Raw genomic sequence first — 16,405 nt, forward strand, 5'->3', positions numbered from 1 at the left:
CGTGGAACGTGGTCGCGGATCGATTATCGGCTCCGGCCGCCCCCGCGCGCACGGAACGGCCCGATTCACCGCTCGGGCATCCTGCCCACCTGTACCATCGCCGCCCCCCGTCGACGTGACACGAAGTAGCCGCGCCCCGCGGGCATCGGCCGCGGCCGTACGTTCCCGACGAGTTCGCCCTCGTTCGGATCGCCGGAGAGCACCACACCCTGGGCGCCCAGCTCCTTCACGCGCTGCATGAACCCCTCGTACATCGCGCGGGAGGCGCCCGCCGTGGTGCGCGCGATGACGAAGCGGATCCCCGTGTCGCGGGCGAACGGGAGGTACTCCGTTAGCGGTGCCAGGGGATTGCCCGAGGCGGTGGCGACCAGGTCGTAGTCGTCCACCACGACGAAGACCTGCGGGCCCGTCCACCAGCTGCGCTCGCGCAGCTGGTGCGCGGTCACGTCCGCCGGTGGCCTGCGCCGCTCGAACACGCCCGCCAGCGCCTCCATGTGGGTGTGCATCGAGTCGGCCATCGGCGCGTACTCCAGCAGATGGCTCTCCGGCAGCGAGCCGAGCAGCGTGCGGCGGTAGTCCCCGACGACGAGCCTCGCCTCGTCGGGGGAGTAGCGCTCGGCGATCTGCTTGGCGATCAGCCGCAGCAGGTTCGTCTTGCCGGACTCGCCCTCACCGAAGACGAGCAGGAAGGGGTCGCTCTCGAAGTCGACGAACACAGGCTCGAGACCGGTCTCGTCGATGCCGATCGCGATGCCGTCCCGGGGGAACTCGAAGCCCTTCGGCAGTCGGTCCGCCGGCAGGGTGCGCGGCAGCAGCCGCACCGCCGGCGCCGGGGGTTCCGCCCAGGCGTCCTTCGCCGCGCGTACGAACGCCGCCGTGCCCTCGGACAGGTCCTCCACGGCGCTCGATCCGTCGACGCGCGGCAGCGCGCCCATGAAATGCAGCTTCTCCGGCACCTGGCCCCGGCCCGGCATTCCCTGCGGGACGTTCGCCGCGACCCTCCGGTCGAACTCGGAGTCCATGACATCGCCCAGCCGCAGTTCGAGGCGGCCCGGCATCTGGTCCTTCAGCGCGGCCCGTACCTCCATGTAACGGGACGCGGTGAGCACCACATGGACGCCGTAGCCGAGACCGCGCGCCGCGATGTCGGCGACGACCGGCTCCAGCGCCTCGTAGTCACCCTTGAACCCGCCCCAGCCGTCGATGACGAGGAAGACGTCGCCCCACGCCTCCTCCGCATCCGCCGGGCCGGGGAGCGCCCCACCCGGCGGCACCGCGCCCGCGGCCCGCCTGCGCCGGTAGGCGGTCATGGAGTCGATGCCGTGGGCCCGGAAGAACTCCTCGCGCCGGTCGAGGACGCCCGCGACCTCCGCGACCGTGCGCCGCACCCGCTCGGGGTCGAGCCGGGAGGCGACCCCGCCGACATGCGGCAGACCGGCCAGGGACGACATGCTGCCCCCGCCGAAGTCCAGCACGTAGAACTGGACCTCGCGCGGGGTGTGGGTGAGCGCGAACGACGAGATCAGCGTCCGCAGCAGTGTCGACTTGCCGGACTGCGGGCCGCCGACCACCAGCATGTGGCCCGCCGCGCCGGAGAAGTCGCGGTACAGCACCTCCCGGCGCTGCTCGAACGGCTTGTCGACGAGCCCCAGGGGCACGGTCAGCCCGCCCGGTCGGGTGTACTCCGTGGCGGTCAGGCCCCGGTCCGCGCTCGGCGCGATCCCCGGCAGCAGCTGGTCCAGCGCCGGCGCGCGGTCCAGCGGCGGCAGCCACACCTGGTGCGCGGGCACACCCTGCCCCTCGAGCCGCCGCACGATCACATCGAGCACGGTGTCGGACAGCGCCTCGTCCCCGGCGTCCTCCTCGTGCGCCGCCGCGGGCGCCGCCGGATCGGGCGCCGCGTACACCACCGGCACGCGCGCCGCGGTGAACACGGCCGGCCGGCGCTCCACCGGCACCTGCCCCGCCGCCGGGCGGGGCTCCCGCGCGCGGTACGCCCCCGAGACGTACGCCGCCTTGAAGCGGATCATCGCGTCCGTACCGAAGGTGAGATAGCCGGAACCCGGTACGGACGGCAGGTGATAGGCGTCCGGAACGCCGATCGCCGTCCGCGACTCGGCCGCCGAGAACGTCCGCAGACCGATCCGGTACGAGAGATAGGTGTCCAGCCCCCGCAGCCTGCCCTCCTCCAGGCGCTGCGAGGCCAGCAGCAGATGCACCCCGAGCGAGCGGCCGATCCGGCCGATCTGGATGAACATGTCGATGAAGTCGGGCTTCGCGGTGAGGAGTTCGGAGAACTCGTCGATGACGAGGACGAGCGAGGCGAGCGGCTCCAGCGGCGCCCCGGCCGCCCGGGCCCTCTCGTAGCCGTGGATGTTCGCGTAGTTGCCCGCCGAGCGCAGCAGCTCCTGCCGGCGCCGCAGCTCGCCCCGGATCGCGTCGCCCATGCGGTCGACGAGGGTGAGGTCGTCGGCGAGGTTGGTGATCACGGCCGCGACATGCGGCATCCGTGACATCCCGGCGAACGTGGCCCCGCCCTTGAAATCGGCGAGGACGAAGTTCAGCGTCTCCGACGAGTGGGTGACCGCGAGCCCCAGAACCAGCGTGCGCAGCAGCTCCGACTTGCCGGAACCGGTCGCACCCACACACAGCCCGTGCGGCCCCATGCCCTCCTGCGCGGCCTCCTTGAGGTCGAGCATGACCGGCCGTCCGTCCTCGCCGACCCCGATCGGCACCCGCAGCCGCTCGGCGGCCGACCGCGGCCGCCAGGTGCGGGCCACGTCGACCGCGGCCGCGTCGCCCAGGTTCAGCAGGTCCGTGAAGTCGAGATCGGCGAGCAGCGGTTCGTCGTCGTCCCCACCCCCCATCCGCAGCGGGGCCAGCTGCCGGGCCAGCGCCTCGGCCGCCTGCGGCGAGATCCCGTCCGGCTCCCCCTCGTACGCGACGCCGCCGCCGGAGTCCAGGCGCAGACGCCCGGGCCGCACGACCACCGAGAGGCCACGCACCGGCTCGGCGGGGGCGTCCGGGGCGACCTCGACGATCGTCACGCCGCGCAGACCCTCCGGCGTCGCGCACAGCGCGTCCGGCGGGACAAGACCCCCGTCCACGACCACGACGACGTGCGGCTGGTCGAGCACCGGCGGACTGTCGCGGCTGAACCGGGGCCGTCCTTCGAGCCGTCCGCGCAGCAGCTCCTCCAGCTCCCCGAGGTCGTCGCCGAACAGCCGCCTCGTACCGGCCCCGTCGAGCTCCCCGGCCACCTGCGTGTGCGGCAGCCACTTCGTCCAGTCCCAGCGCCGCTGCGCGCCCCCGGCCGCCACCACCGCGACCACCAGATCGTCGGGGGAGTGCAGGGTGACCAGCTGGCAGACCAGCGCCCGCGCCGCGGCCCGCGCCGACTCCGGCTCGCCGCGGACGGTGACATGAGGGAAGGCGCGCATCGAGACCGCCACCGGCAGTCCGTCGAGCGACCCGTGCACCGCGAGGAACTGCTGCATCGCGCCCGCGCACAGCGGCTCCAGCTCGTCCACCGGCGCGGTGTCGGGCGCGATCAGCGGCGTGGACAGCCGCTGGGTACCCAGACCGATCCGCACCTGCGCGAAGTCCGGGTCCCCGGCCCGCCGTTCCCACACCCGCGAGCCCTCGGCCACCACCGCCCACAACTGCTCGGGACACGGATGCAGATAGAGCTGTGCGTCTCGCTGTGCCCGGGCCGTGCGGCGCACCGTGCGCCGTGTCCGCGCGAGATACGCGAGGTAGTCACGGCGCAGCTCGGCCATGCGCCCCTGCGTACCCCTGAGGAATCCGGCCAGTTGGGCGCCGGCCATCGCCACCGTCGAGACCAGCATCAGAACGCCCATGATCCGCATGAACGGATGCGTGCCCGGCATGAAGAAGAAGACCGCCGACGAACCCATCCCGAGCATGGGCAGGAGCTGCATCATCAGGGACTCCCGCTGCCCCCGGGGCAGCTCCGGCGGAGGCGCCAGCACCAGTTCGCCGACCGGGACTTCGGGAGGGAGGGACCTCGGCGGGCGTTTGACGACGATCTGGCTCACCGGTACATCAATCCCTCGGTACGGGCGGACGGCGGACGGGAAGTCTCCGCACCGGCGCCCCCGTTGGTGCCCCCGCTCGCGGATCCCCTCCCGCGACGGCGATCCTATGCCGCGGCGGTGACACAGCGTCCCGGTAGGGTTGCGCGGGCACGGTGCGCAACCGCGAATCAGGGGGTCCAGACACGTGAGTACGACCACAGGGACCGGCTTCTGCCGGGTCACGGTCGTGGCGCCCGACGGCCGCATCGACGTCGCCCTCCCGGAGGACCTCCCGGTCGCCGACATCCACCCCGAGATACTCCGCCTCACCGGCCGGACACAGCCCCCCGGCACACCGACCGGCTACCACCTCGTCCGCCGCGACGGCTCGGTGCTCGACGGCGCCCGCACCCTCGCCGCCCAGCGGGTCCTCGACGGCGAACTGCTCTCGCTGCGCCCCTTCGCGCAGTCCCTCCCGCCCGCCGTCTTCGACGACGTGTCCGACGCCATCGCCTCCGCCGTCACCCGCGACCGGCACCTGTGGAGCGACGACCTGCTGCGTGGCGCCGCCCCGGCCGGCGGCGTCCTCCTGTTCGTCCTGATGGCCTTCGCCCTCTGGTTCTCCGACCCGGTCCGCCACGACACGCACGGCCTGCCGGGCGTCGTCGCGGGCGCGGCCGGTGTGCTGCTGACCGCCTTCGCCGGCGTACGGGCCCGGGTGTACGAGGACCGGCTCACGGCCGTCGCCCTCGGCCTCGGCGCCCTCCCGCTGCTTCTCGTCGCCGGCTCGGGGATCATCGGCCCGAGCGCCGGGGCCGGGCCGGGCCGCCTGCAGTTCCTCCTCGGATGTGTGACCGTCCTCGTCGCCTCCGCCGTCGTGGCGGCCCTCACCCCCGGCGCGGACGCCCCCTTCGTCGCCGCCGGCCTCCTGTCCGTCGTCGGCACCCTCGCCACCTTCGCGGCGATCCTCACCGGAGCGTCCGCCACCGGCGCCGCCGCGGTCTGCGCCCCCCTCGCCATCGGCCTGGTCGCGTTCCTGCCCGGCCTCTCCGTCCGCTTCGCCCGGCTCCCTGTGGGCTACGCCGCCCCGCGCGGCGCCACCGACGACCTCGACGACCTCCACGAGACGCCCCACGGGGAGCGGGTCCCGGTCAGGATCGACGCCGAACACATCGCGACCCAGGCCCGCCGCGGCCACGACCTGCTGCTCGGCCTGGCCGGCGGCTGCGCCGCGGTCGTCGCCGGCTCCGCCGCCGTCCTCGGCTTCAGCGCAGACCCCTGGGCGCAGCTCCTGGCCCTCGCCACCGGCCTCGCGGCGCTGCTGCGTGCCCGGCTCTTCCGCTACACCTCACAGGTCGCCTGCCTCCTGGTCGCGGGCCTCGCCGCCCTCGCCCTGCTGGTCGTCGGTCTCTGCCTGAACCCGCCGCCCGGCCCGGTCCAGGACCTGCGCGTGTACGGGGACCGCGGAGGCCTGGACATCCGTACGATCTGGCTCACCGCCGCCGTCGCCGCCGGCGCCGCGCTGATCACCGCCATCGGCCTGGTCATCCCGAAGAGGGGCCTCTCCCCCTTCTGGGGCCGACTCCTCGACCTCGCCGAGGGCGCCGTACTCCTCTCCCTCGTCCCGCTCTGCCTCGCCGTACTCGACGTCTTCGAGAAGGCCAGGTCCCTCACCGGCTGAGCGGGCGGCCGAGCGGTCGGTGGCCCCCGGTCAGGGGCCCGGCGACGGGCTGGTACGCTGGGTGACGGCCGTTTGTGTACGCGCTCCCGGAAGTGTCTGGGAGCAGCGCCCATCGCGCCTTCGCCTCCGAGTCACGGAAGCTCCCCTGAGACACAGACCAGGGGCACTCGCGGGCGCATCGAACATCAAGAGGAGTACCGAGTGTCTCTCGACGCCGCTACGAAGAAGCAGATCATGGCCGAGTTCGGCACCAAGGAGGGCGACACCGGCTCCCCCGAGGTCCAGGTCGCGATGCTCTCCCGCCGCATCTCGGACCTGACCGAGCACCTCAAGCAGCACAAGCACGACCACCACTCCCGTCGTGGTCTGCTGATCCTGGTCGGCCAGCGTCGCCGCCTGCTGCAGTACCTGGCCAAGAAGGACATCCAGCGCTTCCGTGCGCTGGTCGACCGCCTCGGCATCCGCCGTGGTGCGGCCGGCGGTGCCAAGTAAGACGCCGTGAAGGGAGCGGTTCCCACTTTTAGGGGGCCGCTCCCTTTGCTGTACGTGCGGTATGGACCGACTGCTAAGTAGTCTGGTCGCACAACGCCATAACGAACGAGGAGAGCGCGGCCTCGCCGCCGCCGGTCCTCGGTAGTGGCCCCCGGAGCATGGCACCCCGGGTGCTTCGATCGAAGACCGGCCCGCACACCAGGCGCGCTTCTCCACCCCGTCCCCCGCCACACGGGCGTTCCGGGACAAAAGACGATACGCAGACTAGTTAACGGAGAATTCGCTAGTGGAGAACGAGACCCACTACGCCGAGGCCGTCATTGACAACGGCACCTTCGGCACCCGCACCATCCGCTTCGAGACGGGCCGCCTGGCCAAGCAGGCCGCCGGCTCCGCCGTGGCGTACCTGGACGACGACACCATGGTGCTGTCGGCCACCACCGCTTCCAAGAAGCCCAAGGACCAGCTCGACTTCTTCCCCCTGACGGTGGACGTCGAGGAGCGGATGTACGCAGCCGGAAAGATCCCCGGCTCCTTCTTCCGTCGTGAGGGCCGGCCCTCCGAGGACGCCGTCCTCACCTGCCGCCTGATCGACCGCCCGCTGCGCCCCTCCTTCAAGAAGGGCCTGCGCAACGAGATCCAGATCGTCGAGACGATCATGGCGCTCAACCCCGACCACCTGTACGACGTGGTCGCGATCAACGCCGCCTCCTGCTCCACGCAGCTGGCCGGCCTGCCCTTCTCCGGTCCGATCGGCGGCACCCGTGTCGCGCTGATCAAGGGCCAGTGGGTCGCGTTCCCGACGCACACCGAGCTCGAGGACGCCGTCTTCGACATGGTCGTCGCCGGTCGCGTCCTCGAGGACGGCGACGTCGCGATCATGATGGTCGAGGCCGAGGCCACCGAGAAGACCATCCAGCTCGTCAAGGACGGCGCCGAGGCCCCCACCGAGGAGGTCGTCGCCGCCGGTCTCGAGGCCGCGAAGCCCTTCATCAAGGTGCTCTGCAAGGCCCAGTCGGAGCTCGCGGCCAAGGCCGCCAAGCCCACCGGCGACTTCCCGGTCTTCCTCGAATACCAGGACGACGTCCTGGAGGCGCTCTCCGCCGCCGTGACGTCCGAGCTCTCGCAGGCGCTGACCATCGCCGGCAAGCAGGAGCGCGAGACCGAGCTGGACCGCGTCAAGGAGATCGCCGCCGAGAAGCTTCTCCCGGCCTTCGAGGGCCGTGAGAAGGAGATCTCCGCCGCGTACCGCGCGCTGACCAAGAAGCTCGTCCGCGAGCGGGTCATCAAGGACAAGGTCCGCATCGACGGCCGTGGCGTCACGGACATCCGTACGCTCGCCGCCGAGGTCGAGGCCATCCCGCGCGTGCACGGTTCGGCGCTGTTCGAGCGTGGCGAGACCCAGATCCTGGGCGTCACCACCCTCAACATGCTCCGCATGGAGCAGCAGCTGGACACTCTCTCCCCGGTGACCCGCAAGCGCTACATGCACAACTACAACTTCCCGCCGTACTCCGTCGGTGAGACCGGCCGCGTCGGTTCGCCGAAGCGCCGCGAGATCGGCCACGGCGCGCTCGCCGAGCGCGCCATCGTGCCGGTCCTGCCGACGCGCGAGGAGTTCCCCTACGCGATCCGTCAGGTGTCCGAGGCCCTCGGCTCCAACGGTTCGACGTCCATGGGTTCGGTCTGCGCCTCCACCATGTCGCTGCTGAACGCCGGTGTGCCGCTCAAGGCCCCCGTCGCCGGTATCGCCATGGGTCTGATCTCCGAGGAGATCGACGGCAAGACCCACTACGTCGCCCTCACCGACATCCTCGGTGCGGAGGACGCCTTCGGCGACATGGACTTCAAGGTCGCCGGTACGAAGACCTTCGTCACCGCGCTCCAGCTCGACACCAAGCTCGACGGCATCCCCGCCTCGGTCCTGGCCGCCGCGCTGAAGCAGGCCCGCGACGCCCGCCTCCACATCCTCGATGTGATGAACGAGGCCATCGACGTCCCGGACGAGATGTCCCCCAACGCCCCGCGGATCATCACCGTCAAGATCCCCGTGGACAAGATCGGTGAGGTCATCGGCCCCAAGGGCAAGATGATCAACCAGATCCAGGAGGACACCGGCGCCGACATCACGATCGAGGACGACGGCACCATCTACATCGGTGCCGCCCAGGGCTCGCAGGCCGAGGCCGCGCGCGCCACGATCAACGGCATCGCCAACCCGACCATGCCGGAGGTCGGCGAGCGCTACCTGGGTACGGTCGTCAAGACCACCACCTTCGGTGCCTTCGTCTCCCTGATGCCCGGCAAGGACGGTCTGCTCCACATCTCGCAGATCCGCAAGCTCGCCGGTGGCAAGCGCGTGGAGAACGTCGAGGACGTGCTCGCGGTCGGCTCGACGGTCCAGGTCGAGATCGCCGAGATCGACTCCCGCGGCAAGCTCTCCCTGATCCCCGTGATCGCGGACGAGGACGCCGCCGAGGGCGACAAGGACGACACCGACAAGTGACGTCCCGTAGTTCCGTGACGACGGCCCGCACCTCCTCGGAGGCGCGGGCCGTCGCCCGTACCCAAACGCTTCTCAAGGGCAAGGACGGCATCGGCACGGTCCGGCGTACGACCCTGCCCGGCGGCCTGCGGGTCGTCACCGAGACCCTGCCCTCCGTACGCTCCGCCACCTTCGGCATCTGGGCCCACGTCGGATCCCGCGACGAGACGCCCGCCCTGAACGGCGCGACGCACTACCTCGAGCACCTCCTCTTCAAGGGCACCAAGCGCAGGAGCGCCCTCGACATCTCCTCCGCCCTCGACGCGGTCGGCGGCGAGATGAACGCCTTCACGGCGAAGGAGTACACCTGCTACTACGCCCGTGTGCTCGACACCGATCTGCCCCTGGCGATCGACGTCGTCTGCGACATGCTCACGGGCTCACTGATCCTCGAGGAGGACATCGACGCCGAGCGCGGCGTCATCCTCGAGGAGATCGCCATGACCGAGGACGACCCGGGCGACTGCGTGCACGACCTCTTCGCGCACACCATGCTCGGCGACACGCCCCTCGGCCGCCCGGTCCTCGGCACCGTCGACACGATCAACGCGCTGACCCGTGGCCAGATCGCCCGCTTCTACAAGAAGCACTACGACCCCACCCACCTGGTCGTCGCCGCCGCTGGCAACGTCGACCACGCCACGGTCGTACGCCAGGTCCGCAGGGCTTTCGAGAAGGCCGGCGCCCTGACCCGTACGGACGCCGTCCCGGTCACGCCCCGCGAGGGCCTGCGGTCCATCCGCACGGCCGGCCGCGTCGAGCACCTGGGCCGCAAGACCGAGCAGGCCCATGTGGTCCTCGGTATGCCGGGGCTGCCGCGGACCGACGAGCGCCGATGGGCCATGGGCGTCCTGAACACGGCCCTCGGCGGCGGCATGTCCTCCCGCCTCTTCCAGGAGGTCCGGGAGAAGCGCGGCCTGGCCTACAGCGTCTACTCGTACACCTCCGGCTTCGCCGACTGCGGCCTCTTCGGCGTGTACGCCGGCTGCCGCCCGAACCAGGTCCACGACGTGCTCGCGATCTGCCGGGACGAACTGGGCAAGGTCGCCTCGGACGGGCTCACGGACGAGGAGATCGGCCGCGCGATCGGCCAGCTCTCCGGATCCACGGTCCTCGGCCTGGAGGACACCGGCGCTCTGATGAACCGCATCGGCAAGAGCGAGCTCTGCTGGGGCGAGCAGATGTCCGTCGACGACATGCTGGCGCAGATATCGGCGGTCACCCCCGACGAGGTCCGCCAGGTCGCCCGCGACATCCTCGGGCAGCGTCCCTCGCTGTCGGTCATCGGCCCGCTCAAGGACAAGCAGGCCGCCCGCCTGCACGAATCCGTCTCCTGAAGTCTGAAGAGAGAGTCAGAGCAATGAGCAAGCTGCGCGTGGCGGTCCTCGGAGCCAAGGGCCGCATCGGCTCCGAAGCGGTACGAGCCGTGGAGGCCGCCGAGGACATGGAACTGGTCGCGGCGCTGTCCCGGGGCGACAAGCTGGAGACGCTCGCCGAGACGGGCGCCCAGGTCGCGGTCGAGCTGACCACGCCCGCCTCGGTGATGGGCAACCTCGACTTCTGCGTGCGCCACGGCATCCACGCGGTCGTCGGCACCACCGGCTGGACCGAGGACCGTCTCGCGCAGCTCGGCAGCTGGCTCGACGCGTCGCCCGGGACCGGTGTGCTCATCGCGCCGAACTTCTCCATCGGCGCCGTCCTCACCATGAAGTTCGCGGCCCAGGCCGCCCGTTACTTCGAATCGGTCGAGGTCGTCGAGCTGCACCACCCGAACAAGGTCGACGCCCCCTCCGGGACGGCCACCCGCACCGCACAGCTGATCGCCGAGGCCCGGTCGAAGGCAGGCTGCGCCCCGCAGCCCGACGCCACGGCCACCGCCCTCGACGGCGCCCGCGGCGCGAACGTCGACGGAGTGCCGGTGCACGCGGTCCGTCTGCGCGGCCTGCTCGCCCACCAGGAGGTACTGCTCGGCGGCGAGGGGGAGACCCTGACGATCCGTCATGACTCTCTGCACCACAGCAGCTTCATGCCGGGCATCCTGCTCGGCGCCCGCCGCGTGGTCACCACCCCGGGCCTCACCTTCGGCCTGGAAAACTTCCTGGATCTCCACTGATGCGTGCCAAGATCACGTACTTCGTCACGGCAGCCGTCCTGGTCGTCTTCTTCGTCCTGGTCGGCGGCCGTGCCGTCGCGCTGATTCAGCTGGGCACCGCGCTCGGCATCGGAATAGGCGCCGCCGCTCTGGTGATCCCGGCGATCGGCGTCTGGTTCCTCTGGGCCAACACGCGGTTCGTCACCAGGGCCAACAGGCTCGCCGCCGAGCTGGAGGCCGAAGGCGGCCTGCCCGTCGACGAGTTGGTCCGCACTCCCGCCGGCCGCATCGACCGCGACTCGGCCGACGAGGTGTTCGCCCGGCGGAAGGCCGAGACCGAGGACTCACCGGACGACTGGCGCTGCTGGTTCCGTCTCGCGATCGCCTACCAGGACGCCCGCGACACCCCCCGCGCCCGCAAGGCGATGCAGCGCGCCATCGCGCTCCACGAGGACCGGCCGCTCAGCGCCCAGCGCCCCTGACGCCGCTCAGACGGCGGTGGGGGCGGCGGGCGCGTACTCGGCGCTCCACGCCTCGACCGCGTCGGCCGCGCGGTCGAACGCCTCGGGCCTCGACAGGAAGTCCGCGTTGTGGTCGGTGAGCAGCGCGAGCTGCTCACCACCCTGCCGTACGACGACGAGCGCCTGCCCCTGCACCGTGCGGGGCAGTCCCAGCCAGCGCACCGGCTGCTGCACGGTCCGTACGGCCGTCGCCCTGCCCCACGGCACCGTCGTGGTCGAGAGGAAACCGACCCGGCGCACCCCGTGCGCGCTCACCCAGGTCCCGATGCGAAGCATCCGCAGGGCCCCGATGATCAGCACGGCCGCCACGCCGAAGCAGGCGCCTGCCGCCGGCAGCGCTCCCGCGGCGGCGATGATGACCGTCGCGAGGAGCACGAACGAGGCGAGCAGGAGGACGAGCGCCGCCGCGCCCACGCGCCACGGGCCCGGCCGGTAGGGCCGGCGCCAGTGGTCGTGGTCGTCGAACGGCAGGGCGACGTCATCGTTCGCGTCAAAAGCGCGGTCGGCCGTCAGAAAGGGCAGGGGCACGACTGATCCTCACTCACAAGCACGCTCGATTGCACTGTGCCCGGTGAGGCTACCCAGCGGCCCCTCACCCGGCTACCCAGGGGGTCCGTCCGAGTCACCGGCCCTCGGCGGCCTCGGACTGCTGGTGACGGGTGGCGGACTGGCCGGTCTCCAGGGCCGGAAGCCCGAAGAGCAGCGATCCGACCAGACCGGCCACGACGGTCAGCCCGATCAGCGTACGACCCATGAGCTGCGATGCCCCGAGACGCTCTCTCGGCGGCGGAGTGACGTTACTGCGGAAGCGGTCCGCCTCGGCGACGAATGCGAACGGGACGGCTTCTCGCCGGCTGAACATGAGGGGAATCTCCTTGATCCTCGTGACTGGACGCTGCTACCGGTAGAGACGTGCGTACCCACGATTCGGTGCCCCATTTCGCCGAATTGGCCAAAGAACGTCTCACCGGCTCGCTCGGCACGGCCCTGTCGGTGGCTCCCCGTAGAGTGGGCGGCGCCCGAGCGACGCAATTGGAAGGACCCCGCCGGTGAGCGACACCCCCGCCGAAGACCTCAAGCCCAGCTTCCGCAGTGACGTGACAGTCGAGCTGGTGAAGCACAGCGCCGCCGACTCCGACGTCCTGTGGGCCGCTCGCGTCTCCACCGCCGGCGAGCAGTCGCTGGAGGAGCTCCAGAAGGACCCGGAGCGCTCCAAGGGGCTCATCAACTTCCTGATGCGGGACCGGCACGGCAGCCCCTTCGAGCACAACTCGATGACCTTCTTCATCAGCGCCCCGATCTTCGTCTTCCGCGAGTTCATGCGGCACCGGGTGGGCTGGTCGTACAACGAGGAGTCCGGCCGCTACAGGGAGCTGGAGCCGGTCTTCTACGTCCCCGACGCCTCCCGCAAGCTGGTCCAGGAGGGCCGTCCCGGGAAGTACGTCTTCGTCGAGGGCACCGAGGCGCAGCAGGAGCTGGTCGGCCGCGCCATGGAGGACTCCTACCGGCAGGCGTACGACACCTACCGGGAGATGCTGGCCGCCGGCGTCGCCCGCGAGGTGGCCCGGGCCGTCCTGCCGGTCGGTCTCTTCTCCTCGATGTACGCCACCTGCAACGCCCGCTCGCTGATGCACTTCCTCGGACTGCGCACCCAGCACGAGCTCGCGAAGGTCCCGTCCTTCCCACAGCGTGAGATCGAGATGGTCGGCGAGAAGATGGAGCAGCACTGGGCGCGGCTCATGCCGCTCACCCATGCGGCCTTCAACAAGAACGGTCGTATGGCCCCGTAGCGCACAGATGTACGGAGGAGCGGAGCGAAGTGTCCGTATTGCGGCGTTTCGTGAAGTTCATCTAGGCTGATCAAACGGACCCGGCACTGCTTGAACCCCCGAGCAGGCAGTGCCGGGATCCACTTCTCGACATCCCCCCGAGGGGGCACCGGGCCCTGAGCAGCGAGTAGCGTGTTACCCATGGCTCCGATCTCCACTCCGCAGACCCCCTTCGGGCGGGTCCTCACCGCCATGGTCACGCCCTTCACGGCGGACGGCGCACTCGACCTCGACGGTGCCCAGCGACTGGCCGCCCATCTGGTGGACGCAGGCAACGACGGCCTGATCATCAACGGCACCACCGGAGAGTCCCCGACCACCAGCGACGCGGAGAAAGACCAGCTCGTACGAGCGGTCCTGGAGGCAGTCGGCGACCGAGCCCACGTCGTCGCCGGCATCGGCACCAACGACACCCACCACTCCATCGAGCTGGCCCGCACAGCGGAGCGCTCCGGCGCGCACGGCCTCCTCGCCGTCACGCCGTACTACAACAAGCCCCCGCAGGAGGGCCTGTTCCGGCACTTCTCGGCCATCGCCGACGCCACCGGCCTCCCGGTGATGCTCTACGACATCCCCGGCCGCAGCGGCGTCCCGATCGACACCGAAACCCTGGTGCGCCTCGCCGACCACCCGCGTATCGTCGCCAACAAGGACGCCAAGGGTGACCTCGGCCGCGCCAGCTGGGCCATCGCCCGCAGCGGCCTCGCCTGGTACTCCGGCGACGACATGCTGAACCTGCCGCTGCTCTCCGTCGGAGCCTGCGGCTTCGTCTCGGTCGTCGGCCATGTCGTCACCCCGGAACTGCGGGCCCTGCTCGACGCCCACCTCACCGGTGACGTCCAGAAGGCGACCGAGATCCACCAGCGACTGCTCCCGGTCTTCACGGGCATGTTCCGCACCCAGGGCGTCATGACCACCAAGGCCGCCCTCGCCCTCCAGGGCCTCCCGGGCGGCCCCCTGCGCCTGCCCATGGTCGAGCTTTCGCCCGAAGAAACCGCCCGGCTCAAGCTCGATCTCGCCGCAGGCGGGGTACAGCTCTAGCCACAGACTTCACAACTGAATATCCGATCTGAAGACGAGATCGACAACAGACAACAGCAAGTGCACGAATGTCATGCGCGCCACGTGCCCAGGCGGTACGTGGCGCGTGTGGTGAGGAGAGTCTTTTGAGTCATCCGCATCCTGAACTCGGCGCCCCGCCGAAGCTGCCCAAGGGAGGCCTTCGCGTCACCCCGCTCGGCGGGCTCGGTGAGATCGGCCGGAACATGACGGTCTTCGAATACGACGGCCGTCTGCTCATCGTCGACTGCGGCGTCCTCTTCCCCGAGGAGGAGCAGCCGGGCGTCGACCTGATCCTGCCGGACTTCACCACCATCCGGGACCGCCTCGACGACATCGACGGCATCGTGCTCACGCACGGCCACGAGGACCACATCGGCGGCGTCCCGTTCCTGCTCCGGCTGAAGCCGGACATCCCCCTCATCGGCTCCAAGCTGACGCTCGCCCTCATCGAGGCCAAGCTGCAGGAGCACCGGATCCGCCCCTACACCCTCGAGGTGGCCGAGGGGCACCGGGAGAACCTGGGCCCGTTCGACTGCGAGTTCATCGCCGTCAACCACTCCATCCCGGACGCCCTGGCCGTCGCCATCCGCACCCCCGCGGGCATGGCCGTCCACACCGGCGACTTCAAGATGGACCAGCTCCCGCTGGACGGCCGTCTCACCGACCTGCACGCCTTCGCGCGGCTCAGCGAGGAGGGCATCGACCTCCTGCTGTCCGACTCGACGAACGCCGAGGTCCCGGGCTTCGTCCCGCCGGAGAAGGACATCTCCAACGTCCTGCGCACGGTCTTCGCGAACGCCCAGAAGCGGATCATCGTGGCCAGCTTCGCGAGCCACGTCCACCGCATCCAGCAGATCCTCGACGCCGCCCACGAGTACGGCCGCCGGGTCGCCTTCGTCGGCCGCTCGATGGTCCGCAACATGGGCATCGCCCGCGACCTGGGTTACCTGCGGGTCCCGGCCGGCCTGGTCGTCGACGTCAAGACCCTCGACGACCTGCCGGACCACGAGGTCGTCCTCGTCTGCACGGGCTCCCAGGGCGAACCGATGGCGGCCCTGTCGCGCATGGCCAACCGCGACCACCAGATCCGTATCGTCCAGGGCGACACGGTGATCCTGGCGTCGTCGCTCATCCCGGGCAACGAGAACGCGGTCTACCGCGTGATCAACGGTCTGTCCCGCTGGGGCGCCAACGTCGTCCACAAGGGCAACGCCAAGGTGCACGTCTCCGGCCACGCCTCGGCCGGCGAGCTCCTGTACTTCTACAACATCTGCCGGCCGAAGAACCTGATGCCGGTCCACGGCGAATGGCGCCACCTGCGCGCCAACGCCGAGCTCGGCGCGCTGACGGGTGTCCCCAAGGACCACATCGTCATCGCCGAGGACGGCGTCGTCGTCGACCTGGTCGACGGCAAGGCCAGGATCGTCGGCAAGGTCCAGGCGGGCTATGTGTACGTCGACGGCCTCTCGGTCGGCGATGTCACCGAGGTCCACCTGAAGGACCGTCGCATCCTCGGGGACGAGGGCATCATCTCGGTCTTCGTCGTGGTCGACTCCACCACCGGCAAGATCGTCGGCGGACCGAACATCCACGCCCGCGGCTCCGGCATCGAGGACTCGGCGTTCAACGCGGTCGTCCCGAAGGTCGAGGAGGCCCTGAACAAGTCGGCCCAGGACGGCGTGGTGGAGCCCCACCAGCTCCAGCAGCTGATCCGCCGCAGTGTCGGCAAGTGGGTCTCGGACACCTATCGCAGGCGCCCGATGATCCTCCCGGTCGTCGTCGAAGTCTGACCTCGACCAGCTCGTTCGTGGAGCGGGGCCCCTCGATTTGCATCGGGGCGCCCCGCTCCAGTACGTTTACGGCTCCACCTGAACGGGAAGCCCGCACAGTCATGTGCGCGATAGGGCCAACCGGGAGGGGATGGAAATTCCGACTGAGAATCTCTGATAAAGTCGGAGCCGCCGGAAAGGGAATCGCGAAAGCGAGGAACTGGAAAGCAAATCGAACCCCGCTCCGACGGGGAATCGGACACGAAAGAGTCTGATAGAGTCGGAAACACGAAATACCGAAGGGAAGCCCGGAGGAAAGCCCGCGAGGGTGAGTACAAAGGAAGCGTCCGTTCCTTGAGAACTCAACAGCGTGCCAA

General features: G+C 70.4%; 12 protein-coding genes. 9 read left to right on the forward strand and 3 right to left on the reverse strand.

Translation table 11 applies throughout. From position 1 onward, the window contains the following. Positions 1 to 65: 65 nt before the first annotated feature. The gene (eccCa, locus tag ACZ5VC_RS10015; RefSeq protein WP_469119565.1) at positions 66 to 4,058 is read right to left on the reverse strand and encodes a type VII secretion protein EccCa; all 3,993 of its coding nucleotides are present in this window, start codon (positions 4,056 to 4,058) and stop codon (positions 66 to 68) included. A 184-nt stretch (positions 4,059 to 4,242) separates the two neighbouring features. Here eccCa and eccD point away from each other — a divergent pair, with 184 nt between their 5' ends. The 6 genes from eccD (at position 4,243) to ACZ5VC_RS10045 (ending at position 11,329) form a co-directional block, all read left to right on the forward strand. After that, a complete protein-coding gene (eccD, locus tag ACZ5VC_RS10020) occupies positions 4,243 to 5,718 on the forward strand; it encodes a type VII secretion integral membrane protein EccD (protein WP_469119566.1) in 1,476 nt (491 codons plus the stop codon). A 201-nt stretch (positions 5,719 to 5,919) separates the two neighbouring features. Further along, complete coding sequence (gene rpsO / locus ACZ5VC_RS10025; protein WP_158991116.1) at positions 5,920 to 6,210, forward strand: 30S ribosomal protein S15; 291 nt, start codon at positions 5,920 to 5,922, stop codon at positions 6,208 to 6,210. A 286-nt stretch (positions 6,211 to 6,496) separates the two neighbouring features. Then, a complete protein-coding gene (locus ACZ5VC_RS10030) occupies positions 6,497 to 8,716 on the forward strand; it encodes a polyribonucleotide nucleotidyltransferase (protein ID WP_469119567.1) in 2,220 nt (739 codons plus the stop codon). Next, positions 8,713 to 10,092, forward strand: a complete 1,380-nt coding sequence (locus tag ACZ5VC_RS10035; protein ID WP_469119568.1) for a M16 family metallopeptidase — start codon at positions 8,713 to 8,715, stop codon at positions 10,090 to 10,092. The genes ACZ5VC_RS10030 and ACZ5VC_RS10035 overlap by 4 nt, the downstream gene beginning before the upstream one ends. 23 nt (positions 10,093 to 10,115) lie before the next feature. Continuing rightward, positions 10,116 to 10,868, forward strand: coding sequence for a 4-hydroxy-tetrahydrodipicolinate reductase (gene dapB / locus ACZ5VC_RS10040; protein ID WP_468706301.1), 753 nt, complete (start codon positions 10,116 to 10,118; stop codon positions 10,866 to 10,868). Continuing rightward, positions 10,868 to 11,329, forward strand: a complete 462-nt coding sequence (locus ACZ5VC_RS10045; RefSeq protein ID WP_469119569.1) for a hypothetical protein — start codon at positions 10,868 to 10,870, stop codon at positions 11,327 to 11,329. The genes dapB and ACZ5VC_RS10045 overlap by 1 nt, the downstream gene beginning before the upstream one ends. Positions 11,330 to 11,335: 6 nt before the next feature. Here the strand turns inward: ACZ5VC_RS10045 and ACZ5VC_RS10050 are convergent, their stop codons facing one another. Together ACZ5VC_RS10050 and ACZ5VC_RS10055 are read right to left on the reverse strand one after the other, a co-directional pair. Further along, complete coding sequence (locus tag ACZ5VC_RS10050; RefSeq protein ID WP_469119570.1) at positions 11,336 to 11,896, reverse strand: hypothetical protein; 561 nt, start codon at positions 11,894 to 11,896, stop codon at positions 11,336 to 11,338. 94 nt (positions 11,897 to 11,990) lie between these two features. Next, positions 11,991 to 12,230 (reverse strand): hypothetical protein, encoded by a 240-nt coding sequence (locus tag ACZ5VC_RS10055; protein ID WP_469119571.1) that lies wholly within the window; start codon positions 12,228 to 12,230, stop codon positions 11,991 to 11,993. A gap of 187 nt (positions 12,231 to 12,417) precedes the next feature. Here ACZ5VC_RS10055 and thyX point away from each other — a divergent pair, with 187 nt between their 5' ends. The 3 genes from thyX (at position 12,418) to ACZ5VC_RS10070 (ending at position 16,049) form a co-directional block, all read left to right on the forward strand. Beyond that, entirely contained in the window at positions 12,418 to 13,158 is a 741-nt protein-coding gene (gene thyX / locus ACZ5VC_RS10060) for an FAD-dependent thymidylate synthase (protein WP_469119572.1), read from the forward strand. Positions 13,159 to 13,338: 180 nt separating this feature from the next. Continuing rightward, positions 13,339 to 14,238, forward strand: a complete 900-nt coding sequence (gene dapA, locus ACZ5VC_RS10065) for a 4-hydroxy-tetrahydrodipicolinate synthase (RefSeq protein WP_469119573.1) — start codon at positions 13,339 to 13,341, stop codon at positions 14,236 to 14,238. A gap of 125 nt (positions 14,239 to 14,363) precedes the next feature. Beyond that, positions 14,364 to 16,049: a ribonuclease J gene (locus ACZ5VC_RS10070; RefSeq protein ID WP_469119574.1), complete on the forward strand. Its 1,686-nt coding sequence runs from the start codon at positions 14,364 to 14,366 to the stop codon at positions 16,047 to 16,049. Positions 16,050 to 16,405 lie beyond the last annotated feature (356 nt).

The sequence above is a fragment of the Streptomyces sp. NPDC033174 genome (genome assembly GCF_055577795.1).